The sequence below is a fragment of the Paenibacillus sp. 01T424 genome (genome assembly GCF_056398745.1).
This window is the reverse complement of the sequence record NZ_JBFTPZ010000009.1, coordinates 59871-75343: the sequence shown is the minus strand read 5'-3', so window position 1 is coordinate 75343 and position 15473 is coordinate 59871. Positions and strand designations below refer to the sequence as shown.

The following is a 15473-nucleotide window of genomic DNA, read 5'->3' as shown; positions in this document are numbered from 1 at the left end:
CTTCTTTCCCAAATGTGTTCATCATGCTCATCCACTCTACCGATCACTATAACTCGCCTTCTTTTTTACAGGTATGTAGATGTCTATTTGACTATCGATATGCGCTTGGCAACGCTCATCATACAGCTCAAATTGCGGACCTTCGGTGATTTCATATTCGGATTGATGCAACCACACCTTAAATATATAATCCCAAGACTTGCTGATTGATGAGACAAAAACATCACGCGGAACTTGTGGCGTTGTAAAAATGGCGTATGTGGCGGAAGAAAATGTTTTGTAAACACTTCCGATCGGAGCATTATCGAAACTTGTGACCTCCATTCCCAAAAGATACTTGAAGCTCCCGTCCTCCTTCCAATTATGACATATCCCCAAATCGATCCATCTTGCAGGATCAATCCAGTTAGGAATTGTACTGGGCCAGTCATTACTAAGATACTTGTTCCAAAACTCAGGGATGGTTGTATTACTTTTTGATGTATCCAACTCATAACCAATAACTCTGAACTCGGGTTTTAATTTCATAGTAGGCTGCATCACTATATCTCCTTTGAATTCCATTGCCGTCATTTGATGCTCCCCCAATCTTTCCAGTATTTTTAAATGATCATACGTCTTTTTTACTCTGCATTCGCTGGGACTTAATCCAAAATTTCTCTTAAACGCTCTTGTGTACGCCTCGGGAGATTGATACTGAAGCTTAAAAGCAATATCAATAATGCTCTCATCCGTGTTCGCCAGCCAATTCACCGATAGGGACAACCGCCTCTTTCTGACATACTCCATGACGGCAATACCAGTAAGATAATGGAAAACTCTATGAAAGTGATAAGGAGAAAAGGAGAGTCTGGAAGAAATGAGTTCTAAGGAAATCTGTTCACACAGATTTTCTTCAATGAAATCGATGGTATCCCGAATATAAGTGTAATATCCCATAAATCACCTCTTGTTAAGAGTAATAGACTACTGTGGAGTTGTCCTGATTTTTCTTGCTAAATTCCTACTATTCACGATAATACCGAATCCACAAGAAAGCATCCCTAGTAGAGACGGTCTTAATGCTTTTGTTATTCACTTCGACTATGATAACAACCAACGTAAGTAGTGAAATTAAAAATAAACGTCACTCACGATAATATTGTTGATTTTTTGTTGAATTCATATTTTATATCTTTATTGAGTTGATTGGGTTAATGCGTCAAAATTAACTTATCAAAATAATGTTAGAAGTGATGTATAGGAGAGCATATGAGCGACACGCCCGGGTAATGGATTCCTGTAAGTATTTTCAAGGGGTACTCGTTGACTTCGTGTTGACTTCTGAGATCCCGAGCACAACACAAAGAAGTACATCGCCACATGAACGATGTACTTCGAATCTCACACTATTATTTCGATTAAGCCTTCTCTTCGTCACCCGTCGCTACCGGATTCTCCTCATAGCTAATCCAATCACTCCAACTTCCCGCATACAAGCGCACTTTCGTGAAGCCTGCTTCCTGCAGCGCAATGACGTTTGGCGTGGCTGTGACGCCTGATCCGCAATACACGATCAGCTCGCCGTTCTTGTCCAGATCATGGAACCGATCGGATTGAGCGGCGACATCCTTCCAACCGCCGGATTCCGTTAGACCCTCTTGCCAGAAACGATTAATCGCGCCTTGAATGTGGCCTGCGACGCGGTCGATCGGCTCGACCTCTCCGCGGTAGCGTGGAGCTTCGCGCGAGTCGATAAGCGTTACTCCCTCGCTGCCAAGCAGCTCCCTAACCTCATCCATTTCAACTAGCATATTGTGCTGCACCGTTGCAAGGTATGTCGCAGGTTGCACGACTTTGTTTTCGGTTGATACAGGCAACCCTTCATTGGCCCAAGCCGAGAAGCCGTTGTCCAGTACATAAACCTGCTCATGCCCCATATACTTCAGCAGCCACCACAGTCGGGAAGCCATCGCTCCGCCTTGATCGTCATAAGCAACCACAATTGAATCGTTGCTTATGCCCGTCCTGCCGAACGTCACTGTCATTGCAAAAATATCGGGAAGCGGATGGCGTCCGCCATATTCCTCGACCTCACCGGATAGATCCTTCTCCAGATCCATATAAACAGCCCCCGGAATATGGGACTCCTCGTACGCTCTGAGCCCCGCATCGGGATCGTCCAAACGAAAACGGCAATCCGCGATGACGAGTTTCGGCTCACCGAGTTTCTCTTTTAGCCATTCCAACGACACGATGTTATTCATTTTGACTCGCCTCTTTCGTTCATTTATGTAATCCATTATGGAACCTTTAGCCTTAGATCGCTCTATTAGCCTTCATATCTATAGTATATGGTGTGATTCCAATCTTCAATGGAGCTCTTCTGCCAATTATATAACAAAGACCGGGAGTCTCTCCACTTAGGAGGCTCCCGGTCTGCTATTCCAAATTCTAGATCACATCGTTATAATCGTGATTGTTTTCATCGTACCGCACCCGATCTTACATGGATGCAGCCGACAGTTGTTATTATTTAATCATCTGAAATACTTGCTCGACATCTTTGTCTCCGCGTCCGGAAAGGTTAATGATCAAGATCTGTTCTTGATCCATCGTTGGCGCCAGCTTCTTGGCATAGGCAACCGCGTGCGCGCTCTCCAAGGCAGGGATAATTCCTTCCGTACGAGAAAGTTCTTGGAATGCTTCCAGCACTTCCTCATTGGTAACCGTCGCATATTCGGCGCGTCCAGTCACCTTCAAATGGCTATGCTCCGGCCCGATACCCGGATAATCGAGCCCCGCGGCGATTGAATACGTCTTCCGCGGCTCTCCTTCCTCGTCCAGCAGTACCAAGCATTTGAAGCCGTGAATCATACCCGGAACGCCTTCCGTTAAAGTCGGTGCTTGATCGGGTTCAACGCCGATTAAGCGAACGCTCGGCTCGTCGATGTAATGAGCGAATGCGCCAATCGCATTGCTGCCGCCGCCCGCACAGGCTACTACCGCATCAGGCAAACGACCTTCCTTCTCCAAAATCTGCTGCTTCGACTCTTCACTGATGACCGCTTGAAAATGCTTGACCATCGTCGGAAACGGATGTGGACCAACCGCAGAACCGAGCAAGTAAAACGTATTTTTATAATTGCGAACCAGATCGCCCAATGCTTCGTCCACAGCGTCCTTCAGTCGACCCTGACCCTTATCAACCGGCACAACAGTAGCACCGAGCAGTTCCATCCGGAACACGTTGAGCGCCTGGCGGCGCATATCTTCAGCTCCCATATAGATGACGCATTCCATATTAAACATTGCGCAAGCCGTAGCTGTCGCAACTCCATGTTGACCAGCACCAGTCTCGGCGATAATCCGCTTGGCACCCATTCGCTTGGCGAGCAGAATCTGGCCAATGGCGTTGTTGATCTTATGCGCACCAGTATGGTTCAGATCTTCGCGCTTTAAGTAGATCTTGGGTCCTCCCCACGATTTGGACAGCCTCTCCGCATACGTGAGCGGGCTCTTGCGGCCAACATATTCACGCAGGTAATAGCTGAGCTCTTCCTGAAAGTCCGGATCTTCACTGAACTTGTAAAATTGCTCGCTCAAATAGTTTAGCACTTCCTGCAATTCCGGTGGAACGAAGCTTCCTCCGAATTCCCCGAAGTACCCCTCTTGCTGCAACTGTTGGTCCATAAGTAAGCGCCTCCATAAATTAAAATGGTAATCTATCAGAACTATATTACCATAATTTTCTGTAATATTTTATATACGTGTATTGTCAGCCGGTAGAATAATAACACTCTAGCTTGCAGTCATGCTCTGAAAATGACATCCAATCGTAAACTTGTCCTTAACCTATTACAGCCCTCTTCGCTAAAGCACGATACTGAGCTTATCCCTAATCAAAGCAACAAGCTTTTCCGCTTGTACGTCTGATAAGGCACCCGATGCGAGCTGACGAGCGGCGACTGGAACGTACCAAGGGAATATTTCATCTTCTGTCACGCCAGACAGCTTGCAATATTCATCGACGAATATACGGTATGCAGTCTCCCGCGAGGATTCAAAGAATGCGTTAACGTCAGGCGGCGTTTCTGGGGGCAACACAGCATACAGGATCGTCACGCATACTTCCGCGATATCCGCCGCCGGGTTGCCGATTACGGTATGCATCCAATCGATCATAACTGGTATACCTTCTCGCAAAATGAGATTATTGACGTTCGTGTCGCCGTGGCATAGCATTCGTTTATTAGGCAACTGATCCACATAAGCATGGAGGGCAGTTATTTCGTCTTCCGTCAGCAAGGAGGGTCTACCGATGATTACCTTCAAATGCTCCTTTTGCTCAGTAACAATCCCGCTGATGTCTCCATTATGAATGTTATACAGGACGCGAGCAAATTTCCTTAAATCGCTGTCTACATCGTCAAAATCAATTTCATGAAAAGCATGCAGTTGTTCAAAAAAACGATTCACGAATGTCGATCCGACTACTTTCTCGAAAACGATACCAAGGCGGTTATCCCACACGATTTGCTCGAACGGGCGCGCTGCCGGTAGTCCGCTGGACCAAGCAGCAGAACTGTTCCGATATTCGAGTTGAACAGCTTCCAATGGCGTGCCAGCATGAAACAACTTTACTACTTTTCCCTCTTCGCCCCACTCATGCACCTCACAACTGGAGCCAATGCCTATGCATTTGCCTAGCATAATAAATCGTTGCCCCCTTTATCTAATCTAATTTTGTAAAATAATTGAAACTAAACCTATTATTCGTTATAATACCACGCTTCCATTAACCTGAAAATATAAAAATAGAGACGATAGTATTCCATTCATTGCTGAGCATATTGACTACTTAAAAAGGGAATCTGCCTACCAAAATGCCATAGAGTTTTGCAGCTAGTTGAAAGCGAACAAATTTAGGAGGATAAAATATGTACTATATTCGTACTCAACACGAAGCTTAATCAAAGTATTTTCAGATACTCTCCGCCACTGGAATGCAATATATTATTTACATTTTGCAATGGACAAATTACAATATTTTCTAACCAATAACTAGAGACGGTCCCTCGTATGCTTGTTAACAACGATCGTGGACTGAGGGCGCGCTTCAGACGGTTGCAGCAAGACTTAACAAATGTCATTGGAGCGACTCGCCAGACAGAAGGGTTATCGAGAAAGGAGACTACTCCCCTTCGATTACGTTCGCTCTCAAATTTGCCGTAACTTACAAGGTTCCCGTTTAGGAAGTGTTTTATTTAAAGGAGGAGGAGAAGTAAGCTGTTGTCATGGATTATGCATTAGCCATTTATTTCGATTATATTGCTTCTCGAAGTGTCTGGTCTGAGTGGCAGCAATGGGTCACGCTCAAAGCTTATCCAAACTCATCCTCTGCTGGATGGCGGTCAGCTTTGCTTTATAGAGTACGGTGATGACGGTAAGTGCAGTATATGGTTTTGCTTATATGAAATGGATTTAAACCTATTAGGTGACAGATCAGCACAAATATTATCCAAAACTAATCGAATTTCTACCGAGGGGAGATCAAATTCCTATGAATATAGCCGCCAAGCTGATCCAAAAATTCAAAGACCGCGATACCCAGCATCAACTGCAAGTCTATCAGGACAAAGTGGAGCTCATTAGGAAACGGAATTTGGAAGCATGGGACGATGGGCAGCTTCAAGCGGAATCCCTCCTGCTAAGAGAGAAAGCAAAATCGGGTACGCCTTTGGATGAGCTGCTTATCGATGCTTATGCGTTAGTCTGTGAGACAGCGAAAAGAACACTCGGATTACAGCCTTACGATGTTCAGATCATCGCTGCCATCGCTCTTCACAAGAGTTTTTTGATTGAGCAGCATACCGGTGAAGGAAAAACACTCTCTGCTGTTATGCCTGCTTATCTAAATGCGCTGACCGGCGAAGGCGTTCATGTGCTGACTTTTAACGATTATTTGGCAAATCGAGATGCGGAGTGGATGGGCCCAATCTATCGTTTCCTAGGGCTAACTATAAACTCGGTTCAAGCGGGCATGAACCTGTCCGAGAAACGTGAAGCGTACGCGGCGGATATAACCTATGTTACAGCCAAGGAGGCGGGATTCGATTATTTGCGAGACACGATCGCACTGGGCGAAGCCGATACCGTACATCGTCCTTTTCACTACGTCATCGTCGACGAAGCGGATTCACTGCTTCTCGACGAAGCGCGGGTGCCGCTAGTCATCGCCGGCGAGTCGGGCTCTTCCAGCAACGACGGCATTCGTTTCGCAGAAGTAGCTCGGCACCTCGAGCAAGTAGAGCATTACGACTTCGACGAGTTCGAACGGAACGTATATTTAAATGAAGCAGGCTCTGCGAAAGCGGAGTCGCTGCTCGGATGCGGCAATTTGTACGATAGCCATAATAGTCATTTGTTAACGTCATTAAATTGCGCGCTGCATGTGGAATTGTTATTGAAAAAAGACGTCGATTATATCGTCCGGAACGGTAAAATCGAGCTGATCGACGAATATACCGGCCGCGTGGCGGAGAACAGGCATTTGCCGGACGGGCTGCAAGCTGCACTTGCGGCCAAAGAAGGGATGCAGTCGATATCCGGCGGGGAAATTCTCGGGACGATCACCCTTCAACACTTCCTTAGCCTATATCCGAAGATTTGCGGAATGACGGCTACCGCTTACGCCTCCGCAATGGAATTCGAAGATATTTATGCGCTGCATGTCGTACAAATTATGCCGAACCGGCCAAACATACGGATCGACCATCCCTACCGGATTTATACTCATAAAGAAGCCAAACTCAAGGCACTTGTAAAAGAAATCATATCCGTCCATGCGACGAGTCGTCCGATTCTCATTGGTACATCAAGCGTCGAGGAGTCTGACATGCTGGCGGAGGCGCTAGCGGTTGCCGGTGTACCTTGCCATGTTCTGAATGCGAAAAACGACGCCAAAGAAGCCGAGATCATAGCCAAAGCAGGAGAAATCGGGGCCGTGACGGTGTCTACGAATATGGCAGGGCGGGGCGTCGACATTCGGCTCGGCGGAGGCAACCCCATGCAAGCAGAAGCTGTCGCCAAGCTAGGTGGGTTGTACGTGATTGGCACACATGTGAACGAAAGCGTGCGGATCGACGACCAACTGCGCGGGCGTTCTGGCCGCCAAGGCGACCCGGGAGCTTCCGTAATTTTCGTAAGCTTGGAGGACGAGTTGCTGCTTCAGTTCGGCATCGATAAAGCGTTTCGCAATCTGAGGCAGGATGAGGCTCTCGAAAAGCCGGGGCTCCGCAGCAAAATCGCGCATATTCAGCGCGTTGCTATGGGGCAAAACTTTCATATCCGCCAGGAACTGAACTGTTATTCGGATATGGTGGAGGATCAGAGGCGGATTCTATACGAGGAGAGGCTCGAAATTTTGAAAGGCGAGAAGCCGATGAGCCCTTCGGAGCAGCGGGTAAGACTTTTTTATATCGACGAGTGCTGGGCTGACCATCTGGCATACGTTTCTTACATTCGCGAAGGCATCCACTTGGAGAGCCTTGCTAGCCGCAATCCGATCGACGAATTTCATGTGCAAATCGCCCAAGCCTACGAGCAAATTCCGGCTAAAATAAATAGTGAGTCGGAGAATATGCTTGTAAGACTCGAAGGTTCGAATGATCCTGCGAAGTGGGAAATGTTTGGTCTGAAGAGCCCTACTTCCACTCGGACTTATATTATCAACGATCAATACATCCAGAACAAGCGCAGTTCATGGACTCCAATGACAATAATGGCTTATTATATTCGCAAGCTTTTGAGGCCGGTATTTGGGTGGTCAAAAATTTGATATAGCGTAGCTTATTCAAAGGTGATTGCGTTGCCGCCCACTCACGATTACAACACTTGCTTAATTTTAATGAAGCTATTTGCTTGCTACCTTGCCCGCTTGGATTTTTAATAATAAATCAGAATAGTAAACCGATCATTGACGCCATCCCTTTGGCGTCAATGGCGGTCGAATTCTTGCTCCGCACGAAAAGTGGCGTCTGTTCGTGAAAGGACGGTAGCAAAAGCGACAAGCGTTCAACAACCTCCTAACCCGACTGCTAAACTTTGGCTGACTCCGAACCTTCTGCAACTACCCACTTCTCGCTTTGTTTGCAACCTATTGAACGGAAAGCCCAAAGAGGGCCGCAACAGGTCACCAACCGGTAACCTGTCACAGCCCCCATCCTGCTTATTGATTAAGCAATTATTTTGTTATTTTAACGGACTCATGTTTACGGAATCGTCGAGATGATGACTCGGCTCACGTTAGCTCCGCCCATGCCGCCGCTCACCCGAATAACGTTGCTGTTGCCTGTATTCAAATCGATGATGCGGCTGGCCCGACCGGTGTAGGTACTCCAGCCTCCCGTGCCAGGCAAAGTAAGCGAATTGCCGTTCCCCGACGGGTCGCCGCTGGCGTTCACTTTAAAGGTTGTTTGGGCGTCCGCTGAAGCATAAACCACGGTCAAAAGCTTCTGGCCGCCCATACCACCGCCAACCCCAGTCAGCTCGAAGTAGGAGCCCGGGATATGCATATTTTCAATGCTTCCACCCGACTTCGTCGCCCCTCCCCCTACGGACACGTTAGTTCCGCTCATTGGATATTCCGCTTCCTGCGTCGTTTGCGGGATCAAGGATACGATGACGCGCGATACGTTAACTCCTCCCATACCGCCGCTTAGCCGGATTTGATTGTTCGTGCCCGAATTCAAATCAATTAGACGGTTCGTTCGGCCGGTGTAATTGCCCCACCCTCCCGTGCCAGGCAGAGAAAGAAAATAACCGTCTCCGGCCGTGTCGCCGCTCGCATCTACCTTAAAGGCTGACCCACTGTCCCCGGAAGAATAGAGTACGGTTAGAAGCGCCTTTCCGCCTGCGCCGCCATTGATTCCATTCAACTGAATGTAGGAGCCTTGAGTATGCATATTTTCAACATTTGCACCGGATCGAGTCGCCCCTCCTCCTATGGATACGTTGCTCATATTCATGGCATACTCCGTTTTCTGTGTATATGCGTCAAAGCTTTCGTTAATCAAATCGTAGTACTTGACCTCGGTAGCGGTGGAGCGCGGTCCAACAGCCGGTACACCTTCGGACGTCTGTATGACCTTTTGGATTGTCCCGTCGGAATTGAAATACAACCGATCCACGGCGACGGAACGAAGCGTACCGTTCGAGGAAATTTTCGCATTATGATAAAACATATACCAGTTCCCCTTGTATTCCACAACGGACCCATGCGAAGTTTCACTGCCGAATACCGGATCCAGTATGACGCCGCGGTTGGTCCATGGTCCAAGAGGATTGCTGCTGGTTGCATACCGCATCCGGTTCGCGCCAGGATTATTATCGGAGTACATTAAATAATAAACGCTTCCCCGCTTAAACACCCAAGTAGCCTCGTGGAAATCCTCCAGCTCGGTGAACTGCTTGACGGGACCATCTATCGACACCATGTCGCCACCAAGCTTCATCCCGTAGCTGGTACCTCCTCCCCCGGCATACAGGTAATAGGTTCCGTTGTCGTCGCGGAATACGTTAGGATCGATCAAATTGCTGCCAGGAAGCCCCTGTATATACCCTTGAACCTCGAAATCCTCTGCAGGCTTGTCGCTTGTTGCCACGCCGATCTTCCAAGAGCTATTCCAATTCGTGTCGCTAGGATGCGGAAAATAGAAGTAGTAGGTTCCGTTCTTGTATGCGGCATCCGGAGCCCACATAAAGCCCCCTTCCGGCCGTCCCCACTGCACATCTTCCGCGCTCAGGATCTCTCCTTCGTCCACCCAGTCGACCATATTGTCCGACGAGAAGACGTGATATTTATCCATCAAATCGCTTCCTCTGGAAGGAAAGATATCGTGTGACGCGTACACGTAAATACGTCCGTCATTCCACACTCGAGCAGAAGGGTCGGCGGTGAAAATACTAGTGAAAATGGGATTTCCAGAACTGATGATTGGATCCGCTGCTGATGTAGAGGAATTGAAACCGATAAGGACGGACAGCAGCATCGTTGCTGACAAAAACAAACTTAAAAACCTTTTACGCATAATTGTTACCTCCCATTTCTTAGGTTCGGCTTATACCATTAGCTTGCTTGGCAACCAGACAGCGAAGAGGATTCCAACATCACCCCTAAGTATTCATAATGGAAGAACTGTAAATATAAGGACTACTACTAGCTTACCGTATGAGTAACCTAGTATGTAGTGAGACATTTTTAAACTTTTCCAGTCATTCTTAGCCTTTTGGAACCGTTTTCATGAAAATCGATGAGTGCTGTATCCCCCAAACAAACAGATTCCCCTCTACAGAACTCCAATCACTCCAGCTTCCTGAATATGTAATAACGTCTGATTATCATGACGCCTATGTTACACTAGGGTGATAGAGGGGGAGTCATAATTGAATAAACAAAAAATCGTGATTATTGGCGCAGGGATTGTCGGGGCGTCCATGGCCTATCATCTGGCTAAACGAAATCAAGATGTAACCGTAATAGAACGACACCCCGCCGCGGCGGGTGAAGTCACTGAAAAATCTTTTGCCTGGATACATACGACGCATAGGGTGGCTCCCGAATACTGGCATTTGTACGATGCAGCTTTAGAAGAATATCATACGCTTCAGCAAGAGGTGCCCGAACTGAACATTCATTGGAATGGAGCGCTGACTTGGGGCACTCCGCCCCTAAGGGAGCAACTCCACTTTCAAAAATTAAACCGAGAGCAGCTTGAGGCATTGGAGCCGAATCTGAAGGAATATCCGGATGAAGCAATCTTTGTTAGCGAAGAAGGTGCGCTGGACCCTATAGGGGTAACGAAGCTGCTGCTCAGCAAAGCGCGGGAGTACGGAGCAAAGATCCATTTCGGAACCAACGTTACACAGCTGCAGCAAGAAGATTCCCGCTTAGTCGGCATCCATACGTCCAAGGGTTTTCTGGAGTCGGATGTCGTGGTAATGGCCGCAGGTACAGCCATACCCGAACTTTGCGACCCCTTAGGTTGTCACGTGCCGGTAACGTCGTCGCCTTCCATTCTGATTCAGATGAAAACTACGAATAAACTGATACGCACATTAATCTCAAATGCACAATTTGAAGCGCGTCAACTGACAGATCATATACTGCTGGCTGCGGAAGATTATATCGACGAGTCGGAGGAAAACGGACCCGAGGCGGTCGGTAAGCGAGCGTTCGACACGCTGCGTCGCAGTCTGAAGGACGGAAATCAACTGGAACTGGAAAGCATAAAGGTCGGGATGAGACCCATGCCTGCAGACGGCTATCCGATCGTGGGCTTCCACGATCACATAATGGGACTTTATCTGACGGTGATGCATTCTGCGATTACGCTGGCGCCGTTGATTGCGCATCTGGCCGCAAGTGAAATAATCGATCGGGAATCTAGAAGTGAATTAGACCCCTGTCGACTCTCCCGATTTTAGGACTACTCGAGGGATATTCCCGTTGCTTCTCGCGCGTGAGGTGAGGGCCAGAACGTAGAATACAAAGCTTCCCAAATTCAACAATACCGTTTTGTAATCATTCACCCCATTCGTTGACTTCACGTTGAATTTTGATACTCCTGAGCACAACGCAAAAGAGTACATCGCCACATGAGCGATGTACTCCAAATTACATACTGTATATCTGCTTAAGCCTTCTACTCTTCCCCAGTCGCAATAGAATTCTCACTGTAAGAAATCTATCTGCCTAGCTCATCTGCCAGCTGTTGGCCGGCCTGATTTTGATGTCTATGACGACAACCTTTGCATCCTCTTCGACAAATTCATGCGCATGCATAGCGCCCGTGCCTTGAACCGCTCATGTAATAATGGCTACTCTTTCTACTAATTTTCCCATTTTGGAGCTTGCCACTTTGGTCATGCTAATCACTGCATGTTTAGAGCTATTATTGAGCTGTATATCCACCATCAACGGTTAAGCTATTTCCAGTCATAAATGATGAGTCATCGCATGTCATGAAAAGTACGGCTTTTGCCATTTCTTCCGCTTTACCGAGGCGCTTCATCGGAGTGAGTCCGGCTAATACTTGTTTACTTTCTTCGGGAATAATGGGTGTGTCAATGAAACCTGGGCATAATGAGTTAATGCGGATATTTTGTTCCGCATATTCAAGAGCAAGAGAGCGAGTCAAATTAATCACGCCGCCTTTTGCCGCATTATAGGCTGCCGAGCCGGGCGAACCAACCCAGCCGTACATAGACGCCGTATTTACTATCGTACCTCCGCCCATTTTTAACATTTCGCGGATGGCTTCACGTGCTACCAGGAAGACGCCATCCAAGTCGACATTTACTGTGTTGCGCCACTCGGAGTACTCCAAATCATGCGAAGGATGAACGCGCCCAATCCCTGCATTGTTGAATACAACATCCACTTTGCCGAAGGCTTCAACGGTTTGTTTGAAGATATTGGCGACTTCTTCTTCACTTGTAATATTTGCTTTAACAAATAGTGCTTCAGCATTAAGCGCCTTTAACTCGTTCTCGAACGCCTTTCCTTTTTCTTCATTTAAATCAACAAGAACCACTTTGGCTCCTTCTAAAACGAATAAACGTGCTGTAGCTGCACCGATTCCGGATGCTCCCCCAGTAATCACAGCTACCTTGTTTTGTAGTTTGCCCATCGATGAATCCTCCAGTACAATATTTTTAATAGTACTATTTGCGTTTTTATTAATTAACATTCATTAATAAATATTTGTACTATTTTGTTCGCATCTTAATTGTACTTTTTTGTTCACATTTAACAATCATTAAAGTATTAATATATGTCTAACTAGTAGACACTTACATCAAAATCGTCTTTTTGCGAGGAGATATTTTCATGAGTGATGAACAAAACGTGACATCTGAGCGAAGAAATCGAACAGAAGAACATCTAAAATCAGCCTTTATAAAACTAATAAAAGAGAAGGGTTACCATCTCGTTTCTGTAAAGGACATTGTAGATACAGCCTCCTATAACCGTAGTACTTTCTATGTACATTACCAAGATAAAATTAAATTAGCTGAAGATTTACTTACTTCTATGTTTCAAGGGTTGGAAGATTCCGTAGGAAAACCATATGTTCCTGGACACAAAGTATACACAGAAAGACTCAACGCACCGTCCTTTAATATCGTTTCCTACATTTATCAACACCGGGATTTTTTTGAGCTGATAAAATACGATGATACTTTACCAGGATTGCACACGGGATTCCCTCAAACCATTCTAAAGATCTATAAGGAACAATTTATTTTTGAAACGATTAATAACATCCCCGTCAACATGGATTATTTTAAGCGTTATACAGCCTATGGCTTTTACGGACTCATTCTGAATTGGATCAAGACTGATTTCAAGGAATCTCGGGAGGGATTTATCCAGGAAGTGATTGATTTAACGAAAACGCATATTTATTCGGTTAAGTATGTAGGAAAATAATCAAAAGGCACCCGACTTGGTGCCTTTGATACGGTTCACTGCACTATCTGTAATGGCAAGTTTTAAGGCCATCCTTTTGCGGGATGGCCCTTTCTTTGATCTCGATATGTTTTATCGTGGTCTGTTAGCGTAATATTTAGTTCTTTATCCAATCATTGAAATGATCTGCTACAAATCGAATCTCGCTCTCATAGTGAGCCAAGTGTCCCTCATCAACCATTTTTTTAAAGGCAAGATTCCCTTCGGCAGCGCCATTTCTCAACGTATCGCACATTGTAGTCAATCGTTGAATAATCCACTGACACAGTTCATTGGGGACGGGAGTTCCATACGATTCAAAAAACAAATGAATTCGTTTACGGCGCTCCGTAGCGTGTATATCCGATTGGTACTTCACCGTTTTTCCCGAAGAATGGTCAGGCTCGARGCTCGCAAGTGGAACCGATGTATAGAGGGAATAAGCAATGTCCCACAAACGTGGACCTGGACCAGCCATATCGAAATCAATCAGCCCCACAGGAATCCCCTTTTGAAAGACCACATTGTACAATGCAGCGTCATTATGGCATATCACTTCGTGCTCACGTTCATTGACATAACTAAGCTGCCATTTGCTCTTCGTCATGAGAGTTGATCCTGCAGTCGCATCATGAAACTGGCGTAAAAGACGCGCTAAACCTACAAGCGTTTCATCCGACCACATGTAAGGCTCAAGCTCAGGGTACTCATTCCCTGGAACTTCCCCTGAAATGAATGTTAGTATTTCACGATCAGAATCGTCGATTCCGAGAAAACTTGGTGCTCCCTCAAAGCCTTGCTTCTCTAGATGTTTAAGAAGCTCATGAACACACGGGCTCCAATAACCTGTGGGACGGAGAACAGTATTTTCCCTACGGACAATGTGATTAACATTTCCGCCTTTTAACACTTCTTCCTGAGTCACTATGCCTCACCTACTTATTTCTATGATATTTCTCTTTAATCCTAGTTCACCAAACCAGCTATAGAAATTTTTGGCACATATATCATATTCGTGACTTAAAACCCTGAACCCTTTTCGTGAACGTGAGTTGTGGTAGGGATGGTTGCTCCATGGTAGTCACTACGAAATAAGATAGTTAGCGTTTAAAAGGAGTATGAACGATCAAAAGTGGAACAAACCAGTCAGGGGAGAAACCTCGCTTGGCATCGAATTTGGATCCACACGAATTAAGGCTGTACTGATTGATTACAATTTTGAAACAATCGCTTCCAGCAGCTATGAGTGGGAAAATCAATTGATTGACTGTTATTGGACCTGCCATCTCAATGAAATGATTAATGGGTTGCAAGAAACCTATCACCAATTACAGCAAGAGGTTGAGAATACTTATGACGTAACACTGCAAAAAATCGTATTTTGGCGCATGGCGGATTGTTCAAAACGCCGCTAGTCGGTCAAAAAATATGTGCCGCAGCACTGAATGTTCCTGTTTCGGTTATGTCTACGGCTGGTGAGGGCGGCCCATGGGGGATGGCAATTTTGGCATCCTATATGGTTAATAAGGAGCAGCACGAGTGCTTGGCTGATTTCCTTGCCAATAAAGTGTTCCATCATGCAGAAGGACAAGAGGTTTATCCTGACAGCGCAGATGTGAATGGCTTTGCCTTGTTTATGGAGCGTTACACGGAAGGGCTGGCAATTGAGCAGGCAGCGATAAATCATTTGGTGGAAAATTGGAAAAAATGAGAAATGAGAAGCGTGTACCGATTTCACACGTATTGCGTATTATGCGCCGATCTGCAGGTTTAGCATGGATTCTTCAACCTATGCACTCATTGGGTACCTGAACGGCGAATCGCCGTATAGCCAAGCATATATAAGAGGTTGCCCACGATGGGCAACCTCCTTTTAATAGAAAAAAATCCGATAGAAATAGACATACAATTCAAAATTCTAAATATAGTTACTTCTGTTAATTGATGATATATTCATTGCGAGAGCTCTCTGCAAAGGTAC

General features: G+C 46.1%; 11 protein-coding genes and 1 pseudogene. 5 read left to right on the top strand and 7 right to left on the bottom strand.

The genetic code is table 11. From position 1 onward, the window contains the following. Positions 1–36: 36 nt before the first annotated feature. The 4 genes from AC1DPK_RS09940 to AC1DPK_RS09925 form a co-directional block, all read right to left on the bottom strand. The gene (locus tag AC1DPK_RS09940; RefSeq protein ID WP_441877997.1) at positions 37–939 is read right to left on the bottom strand and encodes an AraC family transcriptional regulator; all 903 of its coding nucleotides are present in this window, start codon (positions 937–939) and stop codon (positions 37–39) included. Between the two features lie 461 nt (positions 940–1400). Further along, positions 1401–2246, bottom strand: coding sequence for a sulfurtransferase (locus AC1DPK_RS09935; RefSeq protein ID WP_477510172.1), 846 nt, complete (start codon positions 2244–2246; stop codon positions 1401–1403). A 265-nt stretch (positions 2247–2511) separates the two neighbouring features. Next, complete coding sequence (gene trpB / locus AC1DPK_RS09930; protein WP_441877993.1) at positions 2512–3672, bottom strand: tryptophan synthase subunit beta; 1161 nt, start codon at positions 3670–3672, stop codon at positions 2512–2514. Positions 3673–3852: 180 nt separating this feature from the next. After that, positions 3853–4692, bottom strand: coding sequence for an aminoglycoside phosphotransferase family protein (locus AC1DPK_RS09925; protein ID WP_441877991.1), 840 nt, complete (start codon positions 4690–4692; stop codon positions 3853–3855). Positions 4693–5542: 850 nt separating this feature from the next. On the opposite strand from AC1DPK_RS09925, the gene AC1DPK_RS09920 reads away from it, so the two are divergent. Next, the gene (locus tag AC1DPK_RS09920) at positions 5543–7819 is read left to right on the top strand and encodes a preprotein translocase subunit SecA (RefSeq protein WP_477510171.1); all 2277 of its coding nucleotides are present in this window, start codon (positions 5543–5545) and stop codon (positions 7817–7819) included. 433 nt (positions 7820–8252) lie between these two features. On the opposite strand, the gene AC1DPK_RS09915 is transcribed toward AC1DPK_RS09920, so the two are convergent. Further along, on the bottom strand, positions 8253–10070 hold the full coding sequence (locus AC1DPK_RS09915) for a family 43 glycosylhydrolase (protein ID WP_477510170.1): 1818 nt from the start codon (positions 10068–10070) through the stop codon (positions 8253–8255). Positions 10071–10425: 355 nt separating this feature from the next. Between AC1DPK_RS09915 and AC1DPK_RS09910 the strand changes: the two genes are divergently transcribed. Continuing rightward, positions 10426–11466, top strand: a complete 1041-nt coding sequence (locus AC1DPK_RS09910) for an NAD(P)/FAD-dependent oxidoreductase (protein WP_477510169.1) — start codon at positions 10426–10428, stop codon at positions 11464–11466. Between the two features lie 467 nt (positions 11467–11933). Here the strand turns inward: AC1DPK_RS09910 and AC1DPK_RS09905 are convergent, their stop codons facing one another. Beyond that, positions 11934–12671, bottom strand: coding sequence for an SDR family NAD(P)-dependent oxidoreductase (locus tag AC1DPK_RS09905; protein ID WP_477510168.1), 738 nt, complete (start codon positions 12669–12671; stop codon positions 11934–11936). A gap of 200 nt (positions 12672–12871) precedes the next feature. Between AC1DPK_RS09905 and AC1DPK_RS09900 the strand changes: the two genes are divergently transcribed. Next, positions 12872–13474, top strand: coding sequence for a TetR/AcrR family transcriptional regulator (locus AC1DPK_RS09900; protein WP_339206568.1), 603 nt, complete (start codon positions 12872–12874; stop codon positions 13472–13474). A gap of 136 nt (positions 13475–13610) precedes the next feature. Here AC1DPK_RS09900 and AC1DPK_RS09895 read toward each other — a convergent pair whose 3' ends face one another. Beyond that, positions 13611–14417, bottom strand: coding sequence for an aminoglycoside phosphotransferase family protein (locus AC1DPK_RS09895; protein WP_477510167.1), 807 nt, complete (start codon positions 14415–14417; stop codon positions 13611–13613). A 193-nt stretch (positions 14418–14610) separates the two neighbouring features. On the opposite strand from AC1DPK_RS09895, the gene AC1DPK_RS09890 reads away from it, so the two are divergent. Together AC1DPK_RS09890 and AC1DPK_RS09885 are read left to right on the top strand one after the other, a co-directional pair. After that, a complete protein-coding gene (locus AC1DPK_RS09890; RefSeq protein ID WP_477510166.1) occupies positions 14611–14907 on the top strand; it encodes a hypothetical protein in 297 nt (98 codons plus the stop codon). After that, positions 14853–15203 (top strand): annotated as a pseudogene (locus AC1DPK_RS09885) (FGGY-family carbohydrate kinase); the annotation flags it as partial. The gene AC1DPK_RS09890 and the pseudogene AC1DPK_RS09885, both read left to right, overlap by 55 nt. Between the last annotated feature and the right edge of the window lie 270 nt (positions 15204–15473).

What these genes read in the sequence shown, in the direction of transcription:
- AC1DPK_RS09940 (WP_441877997.1), bottom strand. Translation starts at nt 939, where the DNA reads ATGGGATATTACACTTATATTCGGGATACCATCGATTTCATTGAAGAA.
- AC1DPK_RS09935 (WP_477510172.1), bottom strand. Translation starts at nt 2,246, where the DNA reads ATGAATAACATCGTGTCGTTGGAATGGCTAAAAGAGAAACTCGGTGAG.
- trpB (WP_441877993.1), bottom strand. Translation starts at nt 3,672, where the DNA reads ATGGACCAACAGTTGCAGCAAGAGGGGTACTTCGGGGAATTCGGAGGA.
- AC1DPK_RS09925 (WP_441877991.1), bottom strand. Translation starts at nt 4,692, where the DNA reads ATGCTAGGCAAATGCATAGGCATTGGCTCCAGTTGTGAGGTGCATGAG.
- AC1DPK_RS09920 (WP_477510171.1), top strand. Translation starts at nt 5,543, where the DNA reads ATGAATATAGCCGCCAAGCTGATCCAAAAATTCAAAGACCGCGATACC.
- AC1DPK_RS09915 (WP_477510170.1), bottom strand. Translation starts at nt 10,070, where the DNA reads ATGCGTAAAAGGTTTTTAAGTTTGTTTTTGTCAGCAACGATGCTGCTG.
- AC1DPK_RS09905 (WP_477510168.1), bottom strand. Translation starts at nt 12,671, where the DNA reads ATGGGCAAACTACAAAACAAGGTAGCTGTGATTACTGGGGGAGCATCC.
- AC1DPK_RS09900 (WP_339206568.1), top strand. Translation starts at nt 12,872, where the DNA reads ATGAGTGATGAACAAAACGTGACATCTGAGCGAAGAAATCGAACAGAA.
- AC1DPK_RS09890 (WP_477510166.1), top strand. Translation starts at nt 14,611, where the DNA reads ATGAACGATCAAAAGTGGAACAAACCAGTCAGGGGAGAAACCTCGCTT.